The sequence below is a fragment of the Paraburkholderia kururiensis genome, from assembly GCF_034424375.1.
GTDB lineage: Bacteria > Pseudomonadota > Gammaproteobacteria > Burkholderiales > Burkholderiaceae > Paraburkholderia > Paraburkholderia kururiensis_A.
In genome coordinates, this window is record NZ_CP139965.1 from 531,719 (window position 1) to 546,802 (window position 15,084).

The following is a 15,084-nucleotide window of genomic DNA, read 5'->3' on the forward strand; positions in this document are numbered from 1 at the left end:
GTAAAGGAGAGTGTTCGGCAGAACACCTCGACAACGAAAACACAACCCAGGCACAACCCAAGAACGCCAGGAGACATCGGGATGACGACGGCGCATTCCTCCGCAGCACGCCAATCCACCGGTTTGCACGAACCGCGTCGCTACGCGGGCTCGCTGATCGTGCTGCACTGGCTGATCGGCCTCGCCATCATCGGGCTGCTCGCGCTGGGCCTGTACATGGTCGGCCTGCCCAAAGGGCTGCCCATCAAGGCGACGCTCATCAACTTCCACAAGTCGCTCGGGTTGACGGTTTTCCTGCTGGTGCTTCTGCGCATCCTGGTGCGCGCGGTCCGTAACCGGCCGCCGCTTCCGCCGATGCCACCGTGGCAACGCGCCGCCGCGCGCACCACGCAGGTTCTTTTATATGTCGGGATGGTGGCCATGCCGGTCACCGGTTATCTGGGCTCGTCGTTCAACACCTACGGCACGCGCTTCTGGGGCATCGCATTGCCGCGCTGGGGCTGGGACGACGCGGGCATGCGCCACCTCTTCTTCGGCGTTCATCGCTACATCGCCTACGCGATGATCGTGCTCGTCGTGCTGCATATTGCGGGCGCGTTCAAGCACCAGTTCATCGACCGCGACAACGTGATGGCGAGAATGCTGCCATGAGCGTGACCGCCATGACGCCGTCTTCACGCGCGTTGCCGCTCATGCCGCACACGCTGCGCACGCGCGACGGGCACCGCGTGCGCTACGCCGTCGCCGGTGCGGCGAACGGCCTGCCGGTGGCCGTGTTGCACGGTGGCCCCGGCAGCGGCAGTCAGCCCGGCGCGCTGCGGCTCTTCGACCTCTCTCGCCACCGCGTCGTGCTGATCGACCAGCGCGGCACGGGTGCTTCGAGACCACGCGGCAGCGTGCGCCATAACCGCACCGATGCTCTGATCGCCGACATGGAAGCCATTCGCGTGCGCCTTGGCATCGCACGCTGGGGCGTGCTGGGTGGGTCGTGGGGCGCGGCGCTGGCGCTCGCCTATGCGGGGCAGCATCCCGAATCGCTAAGTGGGGTCGTGCTGCGCGGGCTCTTTCTCGCGTCGGAACGCGAAGTGCGCGGACTCTTCGTGACTTCGCGCCATCGTGCTCCGCGTCAGTGGGCGAAGCTTGCGTCCGCCGCGCGTTGCGCGCGTCCCGGCGCGTTGCTGCGTCGTTGCCACGCGTTGCTTCAACACGGCGTGAGCCGCGCACGTCAGCGTGCCGTGGCGCTCGCATGGCGCGACTACGAAGACGTCGTGCTCGCGCGTTCGTGCGGACGCGGCGCCGTGGCGTCGGCTACGCGGATGCCGCGCGTCACCGCTGCGCGCGCGGACCGGCTTGTCGCGAAGTACCGCGTGCAATCGCACTATCTCGTGCATCGCTGCTGGCTGGGTGAAACGCGTCTGCTTGCGCTGGCGCGTCGCGCGGCGCAGGCCGGCGTGCCGATTGCCGCCGTGCATGGCAGCCGCGACCCCGTGTGCCCGCCGCTGAATCTGCAACGTCTCGCGCGTGCCGTGCCGCACGCGCAGACCGAATGCGTGCCGGGCGCGGGCCATCTCGCAAGCGACCCCGCGCTGCACCGGCGCGTGGCGCGCGCCATCGATCGCCTGTTTGCCGAACCCAACCGCGAGGAGCGCACGCTGCGCTACGCCACATGAAAATCAAGGTGCTCGGATCGTCCGCGGGCGGCGGCTTTCCGCAATGGAACTGCAACTGCCGCAATTGCGACGGCGTGCGACGCGGCACGGTGAAGGCGACGCGCCGCACGCAGTCGTCGATTGCGGTGAGCACGAACGGCGAAGACTGGCTGCTCGTGAATGCGTCGCCGGACCTGCTCGCGCAGATCGCCGCGCATCCTGAACTGCAACCGGCGCGCCGCGTGCGCGACAGCGGCATTGCCGCGGCGCTCGTGATCGACGCGCAGATCGATCACGTCACCGGCCTCGTGATGTTGCGCGAGCGCGATACGCCGCTGCCGCTCTACGCGACGCACGCCGTGTGGCAAGACCTTTGCACGGGCTTTCCGATCGGTCCCATGCTCTCGCATTACTGCGGCGTGGAGCATCACCCTGTCGCGCTGGACGGCAGCCCGTTTTCCGTCGCGGCGCTGCCGGGATTGCAGATCGAAGCGCTGCCGCTCTCGAGCAAAGCCCCGCCGTACTCGCCGCATCGCAATGCGCCGGAGCGCGGCGACAACATCGGGCTCACGTTCATCAACCTGCAGACGGGCAAGCGGGCGTTCTACGCGCCGGGCCTGGGCGCCATCGAGCCGCACGTGCTGGCCGCCATGCGCGAAGCCGACCTACTGCTGGTGGACGGCACGCTGTGGACCGGCGACGAGATGATCCGCCTCGGGCTGTCGAAGAAGACGTCCGCGGACATGGGGCATCTGCCGCAATCGGGCCCGGGCGGCATGATCGAGGTGCTCGATTCGATCGGCAGCGGCACGCGCAAACCGCGCAAGGTGCTCATCCACATCAACAACACCAACCCGATTCTGGTGGAAGACGGCCCGGAGCGGCGCGAGCTGGCGGACCACGGCATCGAAGTCGCGTATGACGGCATGGCGTTCGAGCTTTGAATGCATCGAACGCCCTGACCACACGAAATCAAACGGAGACGGCATGAACATCAACGACACCTACGGCACGGCGCCGGTACGCGAGGTGGACCCCGCGCTGCCGGCCTGGAGCCGCGAGGCATTCGAAGAGCAGTTGCGCGCGAAGGGCACGTCGTACCACATTCATCATCCGTTCAACGTGAAGATGAACAGCGGCGGCTGTTCGCCCGCGCAGATTCGCGGCTGGGTGGCCAACCGCTTCTACTACCAGATCAACATTCCGTTGAAGGACGCCGCCGTCCTCTCCAATTGCCCCGACCGCGCCACGCGCCGCCGCTGGATGCAGCGCATCCTGGACCACGACGGCTACGGCGAAGACGAAGGCGGCATCGAAACGTGGGCGCGTCTGGCCGACGCCGTAGGCATTTCGCGCGACGACCTGTGGTCGCTGCGGCTCGTCACGCCGGGCGTGCGTTTCGCCGTGGACGCCTATGTGAATTTCGCGCGCCGCGCGCCGTGGCAGGAAGCGGTGTGCTCGTCGCTCACGGAGATGTTCGCGCCGCAGATCCATCGCGACCGTCTTGCCACATGGCCCGGGCATTACCCGTGGATCGACGCCGTGGGCCTCGACTACTTCCGCTCGCGCATCACGCGTGCGCAACGCGACGTGGAGCACGGCCTCGAAGTCACGCTCGACCACTTCACGCGGCGCGACCAGCAGGAACGCGCGCTCGAGATTCTGCAATTCAAGCTCGACATCCTCTGGACGATGCTCGACTCGATCGAAAAGGCCTTTCCGCAATGACTGACGAAGCGCACAACCTGAAGCTGAAAACGCTGTTCCGCATGCAATGGGAGCCGGCGCAAGACGCGCACGTGCTGCTGTACCCCGAGGGCATGGTGAAGCTGAACCAGAGCGCCGCCGAAATCCTGAAGCGCTGCGACGGCACGCGCAACATCGACACGCTGATCGCCGATCTCGAACAGGCCTTCAACACCACGGGCATCGGCGGCGAAGTCCGCTCTTTCGTAGCCGAAGCGCAGCGGCGCGGCTGGCTGGAGTAGCGCCATGAACGAATCTGCTGCTTTTGCCTCTCCTGCTGCCGACGCTTCGCAGGCGTCCTCGCCCGCCGTGCCGCCGCCGCTCTGGCTGCTTGCCGAACTCACCTACCGTTGCCCGCTGCATTGCGTGTTCTGTTCGAACCCGGTCAACTACGCGGCGCACAGTCGCGAACTGGATACGGCACAGTGGCTCGACGTGCTGCGCGAAGCGCGTGCACTGGGCGCGGCTCAACTCGGTTTTTCCGGCGGCGAGCCGCTGCTGCGCGACGACCTCGAAGTGCTCGTAGCCGAAGCGCGCAAGCTGGGCTTCTACACGAACCTCATCACGTCGGGCATCGGGCTCACGGAAAAGCGCATCGGCGATTTGAAGGCCGCGGGCCTCGATCACATCCAGCTCTCGTTTCAGGACTCCACACAGGAACTCAACGACTTCCTCTCCAGCACGCGCACGTTCGATCTGAAGCGGCGCGTGGCGAGCCTCATCAAGGCGCACGGCTTTCCGATGGTGCTCAACTGCGTGCTGCATCGCTACAACCTGCCGCACGTGGACCGCATCATCGAAATGGCGCTCGCGATGGGGGCCGAGTACCTCGAACTCGCGAACACGCAGTACTACGGCTGGGCCAAGGCGAACCAGGCGCAACTGATGCCCACGCGCGAGCAACTGGAAGACGCGGAGGCCGTGGTGCAGCGCTATCGCGAAACGCACGGCGACCTCTGCAAAATCTTCTTCGTGGTGCCCGACTACTTCGAGCGGCGGCCCAAGCGCTGCATGAACGGCTGGGGCGCCGTGTTTCTCGGCGTCGCGCCGGACGGCACCGCGCTGCCCTGCCATGCGGCCCGCGACCTGCCGGGCCTCGCGTTTCCGAACGTGACCGCACAATCGCTGCGCAGCATCTGGTACGAAAGCGACGCGTTCAACCACTACCGCGGCACCGCATGGATGAAGGAACCGTGTCGCAGCTGTGACGAAAAAGAGCAGGACCTGGGCGGCTGCCGCTGCCAGGCCTACCTGCTCACGGGCGACGCGGCCAATGCGGACCCGGTCTGCGACAAGTCGCCCCTGCATGAAAAAGTGGTGAGCGTGGTGCGCGAGGCAGCCGTGGCCCGATCGGCGCCTGCGTCGGCTTTGCGCGAACAGCCCATCCTGTTTCGCAACGACGCCAACTCGCGCGCGCTGGCCGCGCAGGCGGAGCACACAGATCACACGTCGGATACCGCAGGAGCCGTGCGATGACCGAGAACGCCATTTCCGTCCTGCTGGTGGACGATCATGCCGTGGTGCGCGAGGGCTACCGGCGCCTGCTCGAACTCAATGCCGACGTGACCGTATGCGGCGAGGCCGCCGACGCCGCCGCGGCCTACCAGCGTTTCTGCGCGCTGCAACCGGACGTGGTGGTGATGGACGTGTCGTTGCCGGGCGCAAGCGGCATCGAAGCCATGCGGCGCATGCTGGCCCGCGAGCCGCACGCGCGCGTGCTGATTTTCAGCGTGCATGAAGAGGCCATCTTCGTGCGCCGTGCGCTGGACGCGGGCGCGCTCGGCTACGTGACGAAGGCCAGCGCGCCGGACGTGCTGGTCGAAGCGGTGCGCACGGTGGCACGACGCGCGAGCTACCTGAGCCCCGACATCTCGCAGACGCTCGCGTTGCGCCACGCGTTCAGCGAAGGTCCGCCGGGACGCCAGCTGTCCGCGCGCGAATTCGAAGTGCTGCGGCTCCTCGTGCAGGGCTACACGTTGCAGAGCATCGCGGAAAAACTGGGGCTTTCGCAAAAGACGGTGGCCAACCATCAGTCGGTGATCCGCCAGAAGTTCGGTGCAGACAACGGCGTGCAGCTTGCGCAGATGGCGAGCCGCCTGGGCCTTCAGGGCCTTCAGTTCACGGGACCCGCGAGCCCCGCCTGAGCCGGAAGACGCGCGCAAAAGAGAAAGCCTTCGCCGGGCTTGCTCGCCAGCTGGAACTCGCCGCCCAGCGCTTCCACGCGCTCGCGCATGCCGATGAGCCCGAGCCCCGCACGCGGCTCGCCCAGGTCCGTGCCCGGACCGTTGTCGGCCATCGAGACGATGATCTCGTCGTCGCTCTGCGCCCCCTCGCTCACTTGCCCGGCGGCCGCATCGCGCGGCGCCCGCACGAGAAAGATCTCGACGCGCGACGTGCGCGCGAACTTCGACACATTCGTGAGCCCTTCCTGCACGAGCCTGTAGAGCGTGATGTTGAGCACGTCGGAGAGTCCGCTGAAATCGCCTTCGATGGTGAGCGAAAACGACGCGTCGGGCAGGCGTTCGCGCCAGCCGTCCACGCAATGTTCGAGGGCGCTCGGCAAGCCGAATTCGTCGAGCCCGATGGGCCGAAGCCTGCGGATCATGCCGCCGATCTGCCGGTAGACGTGGCCCGCGCTCTGCACGAGCGCAAGCGCAATGCGATGAATCTCGGGTTCGCGTTCGCCGGCGAGGTCGCGCACGCGCGAGGCGTCCAGCGACATCGCGTTCAGGTACTGCCCCAACTCGTCGTGCAGTTCGCGCGCAAGGTGTCGGCGCTCCTGTTCCTGCGCTTCCAATGCCTGATTCGCGAGACGCCGGTTGTCCGCGAGCAGCCGTTCAGCCTCTTCTTCCAGCACACGGCGGCGTGCCAGTTCGCGCTGCGTTTCGCGATAGCGTCGCCACGAGAACCACGCCAGGCCCACGGCGAGCACACATAACGTGGCGGGCAGTTCGTCCAGTTGAAAGCGTTCGAGATGACGCGTGAAGCGATACGTGAGTTCGCTGAAGTCGAACATCATGGCGAGCAGCCACGCGATCACCGTGATGACGACAACGCACAGCAGATCGCGCCACGCAGTGGAACGCGGCGGCCGCGGGCTCGTGCCAGTCGCCTTCGGGACGTTGGACAGGTCGGTTTGATCGTGTGCCATCACGCTCGCATTGTACTCAGCCCGTTTGCACGCGAGCACCTGTTTTCCAGCCTTTTTCGAACCTTTTGACGCTTCGGGAAGGGTTCCGGCCAAGATCAGGAAAAGCTCCCGGTTCTGCGCGCCATGCCCTGTGCGAAGCTTTCGGCATGCAGGCATCGCGCGTGGCCATGATCTGCAGCGAACGACAAAAACATCGAACAGGTGGAGCAGAGACAATGAGCATTCCGATTCATTTGCGCCGCAGGCGTCTGCGCGCGCGGCGCACCGGTCTTGGTGTGTTGGGCGCATGCATCACGGGTGCGCTGAGCGGGGTTTCGGGCGTGGCGTGGGCACAGGCGGCGGCGCCTGCGGCTGCGACGGCTGCTTCGCAACCTGCGGCGGCCGCCGAAGCGCCCAACGCTGCGGGCGACGGTGCAAACAACAGCGCGAACAACAGCGCCGCAAGCACCGCTCTTCCCGAAACCACGCTCGCACCGGTCGTCGTGGTGGGCACCACGCCGTTGCTCGGCATCGGCACGCCGCTCGCCCAGGTGCCCGCCAACGTGCAGACGGTGCACGCCAAGGACATCGACGAACAGCATCGCAACACGCTCATCGACTACTTTGCGAAGAACCTGCCGAGCGTCGATATCTCCGACGCCCAGGGCGACCCCTGGCAGATGAACGTGAACTACCGCGGCTTCACGGCGTCGCCGCTGCTGGGCACGCCGCAAGGGCTCTCGGTATTCGTGGACGGCGTGCGCGTGAACGAGCCCTTCGGCGACATCGTGAACTGGGACCTCATTCCGTCGCAGGCCATCGACACCATCCAGCTCATTCCCGGCTCCAATCCCACCTACGGGCTCAATACACTGGGCGGCGCCATTGCCATTACGACGAAGAACGGCAGGACGAGCCCCGGCGGCGAGGCCGAGGTGCAGGTGGGCTCGTGGGGCCGCAAGACGGCGCAGATCGAGCAGGGCGGCACCATCGGCCAGAATCTGGACTACTACGTGACCGCGAGCGCCGCCAACGACAACGGCTGGGCCGCACAGAACGCGAGCCGCGTGCGCCAGGCCTTCGGCAAGTTGCGCTACACGGACGCCGACACCACGCTCTCGTTTTCCGCGGGCGGCGCGGACAACGACCTGCACGGCAGCCAGACCATTCCGCGCTCGTTCCTGAGCAACCCCGCGCAACCGTACACGTTCCCCGACGAAAACAAGAACAGCGTGGGCTACGCCACGCTTTCGGGCGATCACTTCTTCAACGACAACGTGGAGCTGAGCGGCAACGCGTACTTCCGCCAGTTCCGCAACAGCAATCTCAGCAGCAACAACAATACGAACTACGGCGAGCTGAACGCGGACGGCACCGTCAACACGTTGCAGGCCACCAACGTTCAGTCCGTGGTTTCGACGGGCAGCTACGGCGGCAGCCTGCAACTCACGCTGCTCGGCAAGCTCGCCGGCATGGAGAACCAGTTCGTCTCCGGCGTCTCGGCGGATCTTTCGAACTCGCATTACACGTCTTCATCGCAGGACGCCGCGTTCACGTCGACGCGTGCGACAGTCGGCATCGGCGACTTCGCGCTTCAGACCGACGCGCGAACGCATTCGGCCAACTACGGCATCTACTTCAGCGACACGCTCTCGCTCACGAAGCAATGGGCGCTGACGCTGGCGGGTCGCTACAACTGGGCGTCGGCCACCATCGGCGACGAAAGCGGCATCCAGCCGCAACTCGACGGACACCATACGTTCTCGCGCTTCAATCCGGCCGTGGGCATCAACTGGAACCCCACGCGCAACTTCACGGCCTACGCCACCTACAACGAAGGCATGCGTTCGCCCACGGCCATCGAACTCGCGTGTGCGGACCCGGCCGCGCCCTGCTCGCTGCCGAACGAGTTCGTGTCCGACCCGGCGCTGCAACCCGTGATCTCGAAGACCTTCGAGGTGGGCGCGCGCGGACGCATCGGCGCCAACACCACGTGGAGCGCCGCCGTCTACAGCACCACGCTCGACAACGACATCCAGTTCGTGAGCAGCAACGGCGCGTCGAGCAACCAGGGCTTCTTCCAGAACGTGGGCAGAACGCGGCGCCAGGGTCTGGAACTGGCGGGGCGCAGCGAATTCGGCCCGTTCGCCGTAACGGCGAGCTACAGCTACGTGAATGCCACTTACCGCTCCACGTGGACCGAAAACAGCGCGAGCAATTCGAGCGCGGATGCATCGGGCAACATCACCGTGAAGTCCGGCGACCATATTCCCGGCATTCCGCAAAACACCGTGAAACTGCGGCTCGATTACAAGCCGCTGCCGAAGTGGACCGTCGGCACGAACCTCACGTGGCGCGGCAGCATCTACGCACAGGGCGACGAAAACAACCAGGACGTGAACGGCAAGATTGCGGGCTACTTCCTGATCGACCTCGACACCACCTGGCAGGCCACGAAGCAACTGCAAGTGTTCGCCACCGTGACGAACCTGCTCGACAAGCGCTACGCGAGCTACGGCGTGCTGGGCGAGAACTTCTTCAACGGCCCGGGCCACACATTCGACGGCGCGAACCCGGTGAACGAACAATTCGTGGGACCGGGCGCGCCGCGCGGCATGTGGGTGGGGTTGCGGTACGCGTGGAAGTAGGCGGTGGGCGCACGCGTGCATTGCGTGCTTGACTTGCATGCATGAGTTGCATGCGTGATTTGCGTGCGTAGAAAACAGGCTCACGCGCGTAATGCGCGCGTGAGCCTGTGATGCGATGCAGCTTCAGTCGATGGTGCCGTCGCTGCGCGGCCAGGTGACGATGCCCCAGGCGAGCGGCAGGTCGCCGATCTGCTTGATGGGCTGATAGCTCTTCGCGTCGAGCACGTAGACCGCGTCCGAGCGCCCGCAGGCCAGCAACAGCTTTGTGCCGTCCGGCGTGAAGCTGAAGTGCCAGCAGCGCTGGCCGACCGGTACGTCTGCGACGTGCTCGAAGCTGTGGCCGTCGAACACCTGCAGCGTCTTGTCGCGCGCGGCGGCCACGAATAGCCGCTGTCCTTCGGGGCCGAACGTGATGCCATAGGGCCCGAGCTTCGTGTCCACGGTCTTCACCACGCTGAAGTCGTGCGCGTCCAGCACCACGAATTTGCTCAGCGATTCGAGCGTGACCACGTAATACTTGCCGTCCGGCGACACGGTAATGCCGCGCGGCCGTCCGCCCGCTGTGAGCTTCACCGTGCGAATGGGCTGACCAGTACGCGAGTGATAGATGGACACGGTGTCGTCGCCTTCGTTGGCGACGAGCATCGCGTCGCTATCCGGCGAAAACGCGATGCCTTCCGTTTCGTGGCCGCTCGTGACGGAGCGGATCACACGCCACGTCTTCATGTCGACGATGGCGATTTCGGCGGGCGGCTTGTTGGCGTCGTCGTCGTCCGCCCCAGGCTTGCCTGGCTTGTCGGGCTTGCCGGGTTTTCCGCCAGGCGGACCGCCATCTTCGCCCGGCTCGTAGGTCACGTACGCGTAGCCGTCGTGCACGCGCACATACTCCGGGTTCTTGCCGATCTTCACGCGGTTCACGACGTTGCCCGTGGCCGTATCGATCACCGCGAGGTCGCGCGTGTTCTTGTTCGCCACCAGCAGGCGCGTGCCGTCTGCATTGAGGCTCAAGCCGCGCGGACCGTCCGCGCCCACCGGGAAGGTCTTCGCGAGCGTCATCTGGTTCAGGTCGATCACGCCCACGCCGGCCTTTTCAGAGGTGACGTAGGCCGTGGGCGCCGGCGCATCCGCGGCAAAGGCGTTGCCGGCCGCAAGCGCGAACGCGACGGCCAGCGTCAGCGGGCGCACGCGGCGCCTTGCGGCATGGGTGCGTTTTGCACCCGCGGGGTTCGAGCGAGGGAAGGAACAGCGTGTCTCCAGCATCTTGTTCTCCTTGTCCACATCGGAAACGGCGTGCCGCAAGACAGCAGGGCCGCGCGCCGCGAAGCTCAATGATCCAAAGTAGCCCATCGGCACGCGGTTTGGCAATAAAGGCGAAACGGGAGAACTTCCCGAAATAAGCCCCGGCTTATCGGCAACGAAAGAATGTCTGAATTCACACGGCCGCGTGCGTTCGCTATTGTCGGGTCATGTGTCGGCGCCTGCTTTCAGGCCTGCGTCCAGGTCTGCTTCCAGGCCTGCTTTGCGGCCTGCACCGACGCACACACCGCACGACCCGCCGCCTCGGCTCTCAGCGGGACCATCACAGGACCAGCCCATGCAAGCGCTCATTTTCGACGTTGACGGCACGCTCGCCGATACCGAAGCCGCTCATCGCCAGGCCTTCAACGCGGCCTTCGCCGAGGCGGGACTGGACTGGCACTGGGACGAGCCGCTCTATACGCGGCTGCTTTCCGTGGCGGGCGGCAAGGAACGGCTGCTTCATTACTGGCGCATGGCCGACCCCGAAGAGGCCGCGGGCTCGCGCGTGAGCGAGGTGATCGACGCCGTGCACGCCATCAAGACGCGCCACTATGCGGCGCTGCTGCGCGAAGGCGGCCTGCCGCTGCGCCCGGGCATCGCGCGGCTGATCGGCGAGGCCAACGACGCCGGCCTGCCCGTGGCCATCGCCACCACGACGACGCCGGCCAACCTCGATGCGTTGCTCAGCACGCCCTTCGGCGCCGACTGGCGCCACCGCTTCGCGGCCGTCTGCGACGGCCACACCACGCCCGTGAAAAAGCCCGCGCCCGACGTCTACTTCGACGTGCTGCAACGCCTCGGCTTGAGCGGCAACGACTGCATCGCCTTCGAAGACTCGGCCAACGGCCTGCGTGCCGCGCGCGCCGCACGCATCCCCACCATCGTGACGCCCACGGCTTACACCGCTCATCACGATTTCGACGACGCGTTACGCGTGCTGCCGCATCTGGGCGACGCGGACGAGCCGCTCGCGCTGCACGCCACGCACGAGCCGTGCACGCTCGTCGATCTGGCCACGCTGCGCCGCTGGCACGGCAATACCTTGTTCCCCGGCGCCGCGGTCAAGCCTGCGAGCTTTGCGACGCCCGGCGGCCTGCCCGTCGGCACCCTCCATCCGACGGTGCGCCGATGAGCCGCCCGACACGTGCGGTGCTCGTCGATCTGGACGGCACGATGGTGGACACCGCGGCGGACATCGCCGCGGCCGTCAATTTCATGCTGGCCGAATTCGGCGCCGAGCCGCTGACGCTGGACACCGTACGCGGTCTGATAGGCCGGGGCGTGCCGGCGCTCGTGCGGCGTTCGCTCGAAGCCGCGCACCTGGACCGGCGTTTGAGCGCAGGGCGCGCCGAGCCCGTGTTTCACCACTACTACGCGCAGGTGAACGGGCGCCTCGGCACCGTGTATGGCGGCGTGACGGAAGGGCTCGACGCGCTGAAGCGCGAAGGGTACGCGCTTGCCTGCGTCACCAACAAGCCGCGGTCGCTCGCGGCGCCGTTGCTTGCGCTGACAGGACTCGCCCGTCAACTCGATGCGCTCGTGGCCGGCGACTCGATTCCCCACATGAAGCCCGCGCCCGAGCCGCTCTGGCATGCGGCGGAACTGCTGGGCGCGGATGCGGCGAACACCGTGCTGGTCGGCGACTCGCCCGTCGACGTGGCCGCCGCGCAGGCCGCGGGCATGCCTGTCTTCATCGTCGCCTACGGCTATGCCGGGCCGAACGGCGCGCAGGCCTTGCCCTGCGACGGACTCATCGATTCGTTCGAGAGGTTGCCCGCGCTGCTGGCGCGGGCGAGGGTGGTGTCGGAGCAGTAAGGGGGCATCGCCGTCCGCCGGCACGCCTTCGACCCCACAGGAAAACGGTCGCAACGGCCCTTCCTTCGCCTGCGTCTTCCATCTATCTGCACCGCTGGGCGTCATGGCATCACGCCGGCCCTGATCTGTTCTGCCCGTCGGTTCAAAAAAACGACCTCGGTTTCCCTTTTCGTTAAAACAATTCACCGTTCCAGGATAGCGAACTGGAACCCTTCGTGATATTGATTTGAGCGCTTCGGGCGATGCTCTAGAATCGCCGGTTGTCATTGCATGAAAAGGGGAAAAATTTAAATCGCATTAACCGCAGCGTCATTTATCGCCACCCGACACCTCACCAACATCAAAGAGAATAGAAATGGTGCAAACTCCATCCGACGCAGTCGATCGGTTCATTCCGCGAAGCAAACTCAAATTCGTGTTGTCCGGAATCGTCGTCGCGGTGATCGCCATATGGTTATGGCCATTCCGCACGGTGCCTACAGGCTCGAGAGGCGTTGTCACGCAATTCGGCGCCATCAAGGGGATTGAAAACGAGGGGCTCGTGGTTCTCCCGCCGTGGCAGCACTTGACGCTATTCAGCGTGCGGGCCGAAGAAGCGCAAATTGAAAATGCGGACGGCAGTACCAGCGACACCCAGCCGGTCAAGGTCAGCATGACGGTTCGCTACAGCATTTCGGTGGACCGGGTGGCAGAAGTCTATGAAAAATACAGCCACGACGGCAATCTCGCCTCGTACGTGCAAACGGCCACGCAGGAAGTTTTCAAGGCCGTGACCGCGCGCTATACCGCTCCCGACCTGATCGCCCAGCGCGCCAAGGTGTCGGCGGACATCGCGTCGGCACTCAAGGACAAGCTCGCCTTGTATGGCGCGCACGTCATCAACATCGACATGCGCAATTTCTCGTTTTCTCCCGAATACATGGCCGCGATCAATCAGAAGGTCACGCAGGAGCAGTTGCGATTGGCCGCTGAAAACAAGGTTCGCACGGTGGAAGCGGAACAGAAGCAGAACATCGCGATTGCCGAAGCGGAGGCCACCGCGTTGAGGGCCAAGGCCGATGGCGAAGCGTATGCGAACCTGACGGTGGCTAAAGCTCAGGCGGAGGCGCTGAGACTTCAGAACGAGGCGCTGGCGCAAAATCGCGATGTGCTCGAACTGCGGCGCATCGAGGTCGAAAGAGCCAAGGCCGACAAGTGGGACGGCAAATTGCCCGAGGCAATTTACGCGGGCGCGCCCATCCCGTTCCTCAACGTGCAGAACGCGAAACAGTGACGCGCAAAAACGGCGCGGCGGGCAACCGAGTCTGGCAACCGAATTTGGCACCGGTAAGCGCCGACGCCTGCTTGCGTTATGCCACTTCGGCCCCCTCTGCTACGTCTTCACCGCGTTGCAGAAGGGGCCGGCTCACTAAAACGCGTGCCGCAACCCCATCGTCACCGCCACCTGCGTGCCGGTGGACGAAGGCGACAGCGTATTGATCATCGCCTCGCTCAGCACGGTGCCGGCCGGTGCGCCGCGCACGTGCTGATAGACGCCTTCCAGATAGACGTCGGTGCGCTTGCTGAGCGAGTAATCGGTTTGCAGCATCACCGAATGCCATGCGGGATACGCGACGGTCGTGCCGCTGCCGTAGGCCCCATCCGTGTACGTGTAGGCGCCCGACACGCTCCATGCCGGCGTGATGGCGTACTTCGCGTTCACTTCGTAGTTGTCGAGACGCAGCGTTCCTGCGAGCGGCAGATAGCCGCCCGTTCCGAACGAGAACACGCCGGCCATGTTGTCGATCTGCGTGTGGCTCCAGACGAGGCCCACCGTTGCGGCCCCGAACGTGTAGTTGCCGCCCGCGCCCCAGATGCGCTGACGCTGCGCGACGAAGTTCGCGCTGCCGTCGCCCTGCGAAATCGCGCCGTTCGGCGTGGTGCCCGTCACGCCGCCGCCCGCGTTGTTGAATTGCAGATAGCCCGCCGCGACGTTCACGGGACCCTGTGCCCACGAAAGCGCGAAGCCGTAGGCGCGGTTGTCTGCGAATGCGCCGGCCTTGTTGCTGAACGCGTACATGCCTTCGAACGTGGCGCCGTAGAACGTGGGGCTCGTGTACTTCACCGCGTTGTTGATGACGACCGAATTGGCCGCGAGGTTGTCGTTCTCGAACGGATGCGCGGCCATGTTGCCGCCCCACGTGTTGGCCTCTGCGGAAAGCGGCCCGAGCAGGTCGTTGACCACGTCGAACTGTCGGCCGAACGTGAGCGAACCGTAGGGATCGCTTTGCAGCCCCACCCAGGCCTGCGAACCGAAGCCGTCGCCGGGGAACGCCTGCGTGCCGTTGTTCAGATTGAAGCCCTGCTCCAGCTTGAAGTTGGCATGCAGGCCGCCGCCCAGGTCTTCCGAGCCTTTCAGGCCGAACACGGTGTTCTGCGTCGAACTCGTCGCCATCTGCCAGGCGCTGTGGCCGCCCTGGTTGTTCGTGTACGTGAGGCCGGTGTCGATGAGGCCATACAGTGTCACGCTGCTTTGTGCGTGTGCGGTTGCCGCGAAGGCGCCGGCGAGTGTCACTGTCAGCAAGGTTTTCTTCATGCTTTCAAGCTCCGTTTTGATTCTGGCCGATTCTGGCGGACTGCCATGGATAGCATCGGCCATGCCGCAAAAAAGGGCATGCCGTTGCACCAGTTCGAAACTGCATGTGATGCATTGGTGAAGCAGCGGCTGCGATAACACGCCGCGTGTCGTCGCGAGCCGATGAACACGCGGCATCGGAACGCAAGGTTCGCACCAGCTTTGCGAACCGCGAGAGTTGTT

14 protein-coding genes are annotated in these 15,084 nt (G+C 65.4%); 11 read left to right on the forward strand and 3 right to left on the reverse strand.

What is annotated here, in order from left to right; translation table 11 throughout:
* Positions 1-81: 81 nt before the first annotated feature.
* From U0042_RS02450 to U0042_RS02480, 7 genes are read left to right on the forward strand one after another with little or no spacing between them, the layout of a single operon-like run.
* Positions 82-651 (forward strand): cytochrome b, encoded by a 570-nt coding sequence (locus U0042_RS02450; protein WP_114809705.1) that lies wholly within the window; start codon positions 82-84, stop codon positions 649-651.
* Positions 648-1,670, forward strand: coding sequence for an alpha/beta fold hydrolase (locus tag U0042_RS02455; protein WP_114809706.1), 1,023 nt, complete (start codon positions 648-650; stop codon positions 1,668-1,670). Before U0042_RS02450 ends, U0042_RS02455 begins: the two co-directional genes overlap by 4 nt.
* On the forward strand, positions 1,667-2,593 hold the full coding sequence (gene pqqB / locus U0042_RS02460) for a pyrroloquinoline quinone biosynthesis protein PqqB (protein ID WP_114809707.1): 927 nt from the start codon (positions 1,667-1,669) through the stop codon (positions 2,591-2,593). The genes U0042_RS02455 and pqqB overlap by 4 nt, the downstream gene beginning before the upstream one ends.
* Positions 2,594-2,636: 43 nt before the next feature.
* On the forward strand, positions 2,637-3,377 hold the full coding sequence (gene pqqC / locus U0042_RS02465; RefSeq protein ID WP_114810053.1) for a pyrroloquinoline-quinone synthase PqqC: 741 nt from the start codon (positions 2,637-2,639) through the stop codon (positions 3,375-3,377).
* Positions 3,374-3,637, forward strand: a complete 264-nt coding sequence (gene pqqD / locus U0042_RS02470; RefSeq protein WP_114809708.1) for a pyrroloquinoline quinone biosynthesis peptide chaperone PqqD — start codon at positions 3,374-3,376, stop codon at positions 3,635-3,637. Before pqqC ends, pqqD begins: the two co-directional genes overlap by 4 nt.
* Positions 3,638-3,641: 4 nt before the next feature.
* Positions 3,642-4,871, forward strand: a complete 1,230-nt coding sequence (gene pqqE, locus U0042_RS02475; RefSeq protein ID WP_114809709.1) for a pyrroloquinoline quinone biosynthesis protein PqqE — start codon at positions 3,642-3,644, stop codon at positions 4,869-4,871.
* On the forward strand, positions 4,868-5,539 hold the full coding sequence (locus U0042_RS02480) for a response regulator transcription factor (protein WP_114809710.1): 672 nt from the start codon (positions 4,868-4,870) through the stop codon (positions 5,537-5,539). Before pqqE ends, U0042_RS02480 begins: the two co-directional genes overlap by 4 nt.
* On the opposite strand, the gene U0042_RS02485 is transcribed toward U0042_RS02480, so the two are convergent.
* Positions 5,509-6,546, reverse strand: coding sequence for a histidine kinase (locus U0042_RS02485; RefSeq protein ID WP_232833261.1), 1,038 nt, complete (start codon positions 6,544-6,546; stop codon positions 5,509-5,511). The genes U0042_RS02480 and U0042_RS02485 overlap by 31 nt on opposite strands.
* A gap of 215 nt (positions 6,547-6,761) precedes the next feature.
* Here U0042_RS02485 and U0042_RS02490 point away from each other — a divergent pair, with 215 nt between their 5' ends.
* Positions 6,762-9,173: a TonB-dependent receptor gene (locus U0042_RS02490; protein WP_114809711.1), complete on the forward strand. Its 2,412-nt coding sequence runs from the start codon at positions 6,762-6,764 to the stop codon at positions 9,171-9,173.
* 123 nt (positions 9,174-9,296) lie between these two features.
* Here U0042_RS02490 and U0042_RS02495 read toward each other — a convergent pair whose 3' ends face one another.
* On the reverse strand, positions 9,297-10,433 hold the full coding sequence (locus U0042_RS02495) for a beta-propeller fold lactonase family protein (protein WP_419150487.1): 1,137 nt from the start codon (positions 10,431-10,433) through the stop codon (positions 9,297-9,299).
* Positions 10,434-10,767: 334 nt separating this feature from the next.
* Here U0042_RS02495 and U0042_RS02500 point away from each other — a divergent pair, with 334 nt between their 5' ends.
* The 3 genes from U0042_RS02500 (at position 10,768) to U0042_RS02510 (ending at position 13,560) form a co-directional block, all read left to right on the forward strand.
* On the forward strand, positions 10,768-11,604 hold the full coding sequence (locus tag U0042_RS02500; RefSeq protein WP_114809712.1) for an HAD family hydrolase: 837 nt from the start codon (positions 10,768-10,770) through the stop codon (positions 11,602-11,604).
* On the forward strand, positions 11,601-12,287 hold the full coding sequence (gene gph / locus U0042_RS02505) for a phosphoglycolate phosphatase (RefSeq protein ID WP_114809713.1): 687 nt from the start codon (positions 11,601-11,603) through the stop codon (positions 12,285-12,287). The genes U0042_RS02500 and gph overlap by 4 nt, the downstream gene beginning before the upstream one ends.
* A gap of 355 nt (positions 12,288-12,642) precedes the next feature.
* On the forward strand, positions 12,643-13,560 hold the full coding sequence (locus tag U0042_RS02510; protein ID WP_114809714.1) for a prohibitin family protein: 918 nt from the start codon (positions 12,643-12,645) through the stop codon (positions 13,558-13,560).
* 135 nt (positions 13,561-13,695) lie between these two features.
* Here the strand turns inward: U0042_RS02510 and U0042_RS02515 are convergent, their stop codons facing one another.
* Positions 13,696-14,862, reverse strand: coding sequence for a porin (locus U0042_RS02515; RefSeq protein ID WP_114809715.1), 1,167 nt, complete (start codon positions 14,860-14,862; stop codon positions 13,696-13,698).
* Positions 14,863-15,084 lie beyond the last annotated feature (222 nt).

What these genes read in the sequence shown, in the direction of transcription:
- U0042_RS02450 (WP_114809705.1), top strand. Translation starts at nt 82, where the DNA reads ATGACGACGGCGCATTCCTCCGCAGCACGCCAATCCACCGGTTTGCAC.
- U0042_RS02455 (WP_114809706.1), top strand. Translation starts at nt 648, where the DNA reads ATGAGCGTGACCGCCATGACGCCGTCTTCACGCGCGTTGCCGCTCATG.
- pqqB (WP_114809707.1), top strand. Translation starts at nt 1,667, where the DNA reads ATGAAAATCAAGGTGCTCGGATCGTCCGCGGGCGGCGGCTTTCCGCAA.
- pqqC (WP_114810053.1), top strand. Translation starts at nt 2,637, where the DNA reads ATGAACATCAACGACACCTACGGCACGGCGCCGGTACGCGAGGTGGAC.
- pqqD (WP_114809708.1), top strand. Translation starts at nt 3,374, where the DNA reads ATGACTGACGAAGCGCACAACCTGAAGCTGAAAACGCTGTTCCGCATG.
- pqqE (WP_114809709.1), top strand. Translation starts at nt 3,642, where the DNA reads ATGAACGAATCTGCTGCTTTTGCCTCTCCTGCTGCCGACGCTTCGCAG.
- U0042_RS02480 (WP_114809710.1), top strand. Translation starts at nt 4,868, where the DNA reads ATGACCGAGAACGCCATTTCCGTCCTGCTGGTGGACGATCATGCCGTG.
- U0042_RS02485 (WP_232833261.1), bottom strand. Translation starts at nt 6,546, where the DNA reads ATGGCACACGATCAAACCGACCTGTCCAACGTCCCGAAGGCGACTGGC.
- U0042_RS02490 (WP_114809711.1), top strand. Translation starts at nt 6,762, where the DNA reads ATGAGCATTCCGATTCATTTGCGCCGCAGGCGTCTGCGCGCGCGGCGC.
- U0042_RS02495 (WP_419150487.1), bottom strand. Translation starts at nt 10,433, where the DNA reads ATGCTGGAGACACGCTGTTCCTTCCCTCGCTCGAACCCCGCGGGTGCA.
- U0042_RS02500 (WP_114809712.1), top strand. Translation starts at nt 10,768, where the DNA reads ATGCAAGCGCTCATTTTCGACGTTGACGGCACGCTCGCCGATACCGAA.
- gph (WP_114809713.1), top strand. Translation starts at nt 11,601, where the DNA reads ATGAGCCGCCCGACACGTGCGGTGCTCGTCGATCTGGACGGCACGATG.
- U0042_RS02510 (WP_114809714.1), top strand. Translation starts at nt 12,643, where the DNA reads ATGGTGCAAACTCCATCCGACGCAGTCGATCGGTTCATTCCGCGAAGC.
- U0042_RS02515 (WP_114809715.1), bottom strand. Translation starts at nt 14,862, where the DNA reads ATGAAGAAAACCTTGCTGACAGTGACACTCGCCGGCGCCTTCGCGGCA.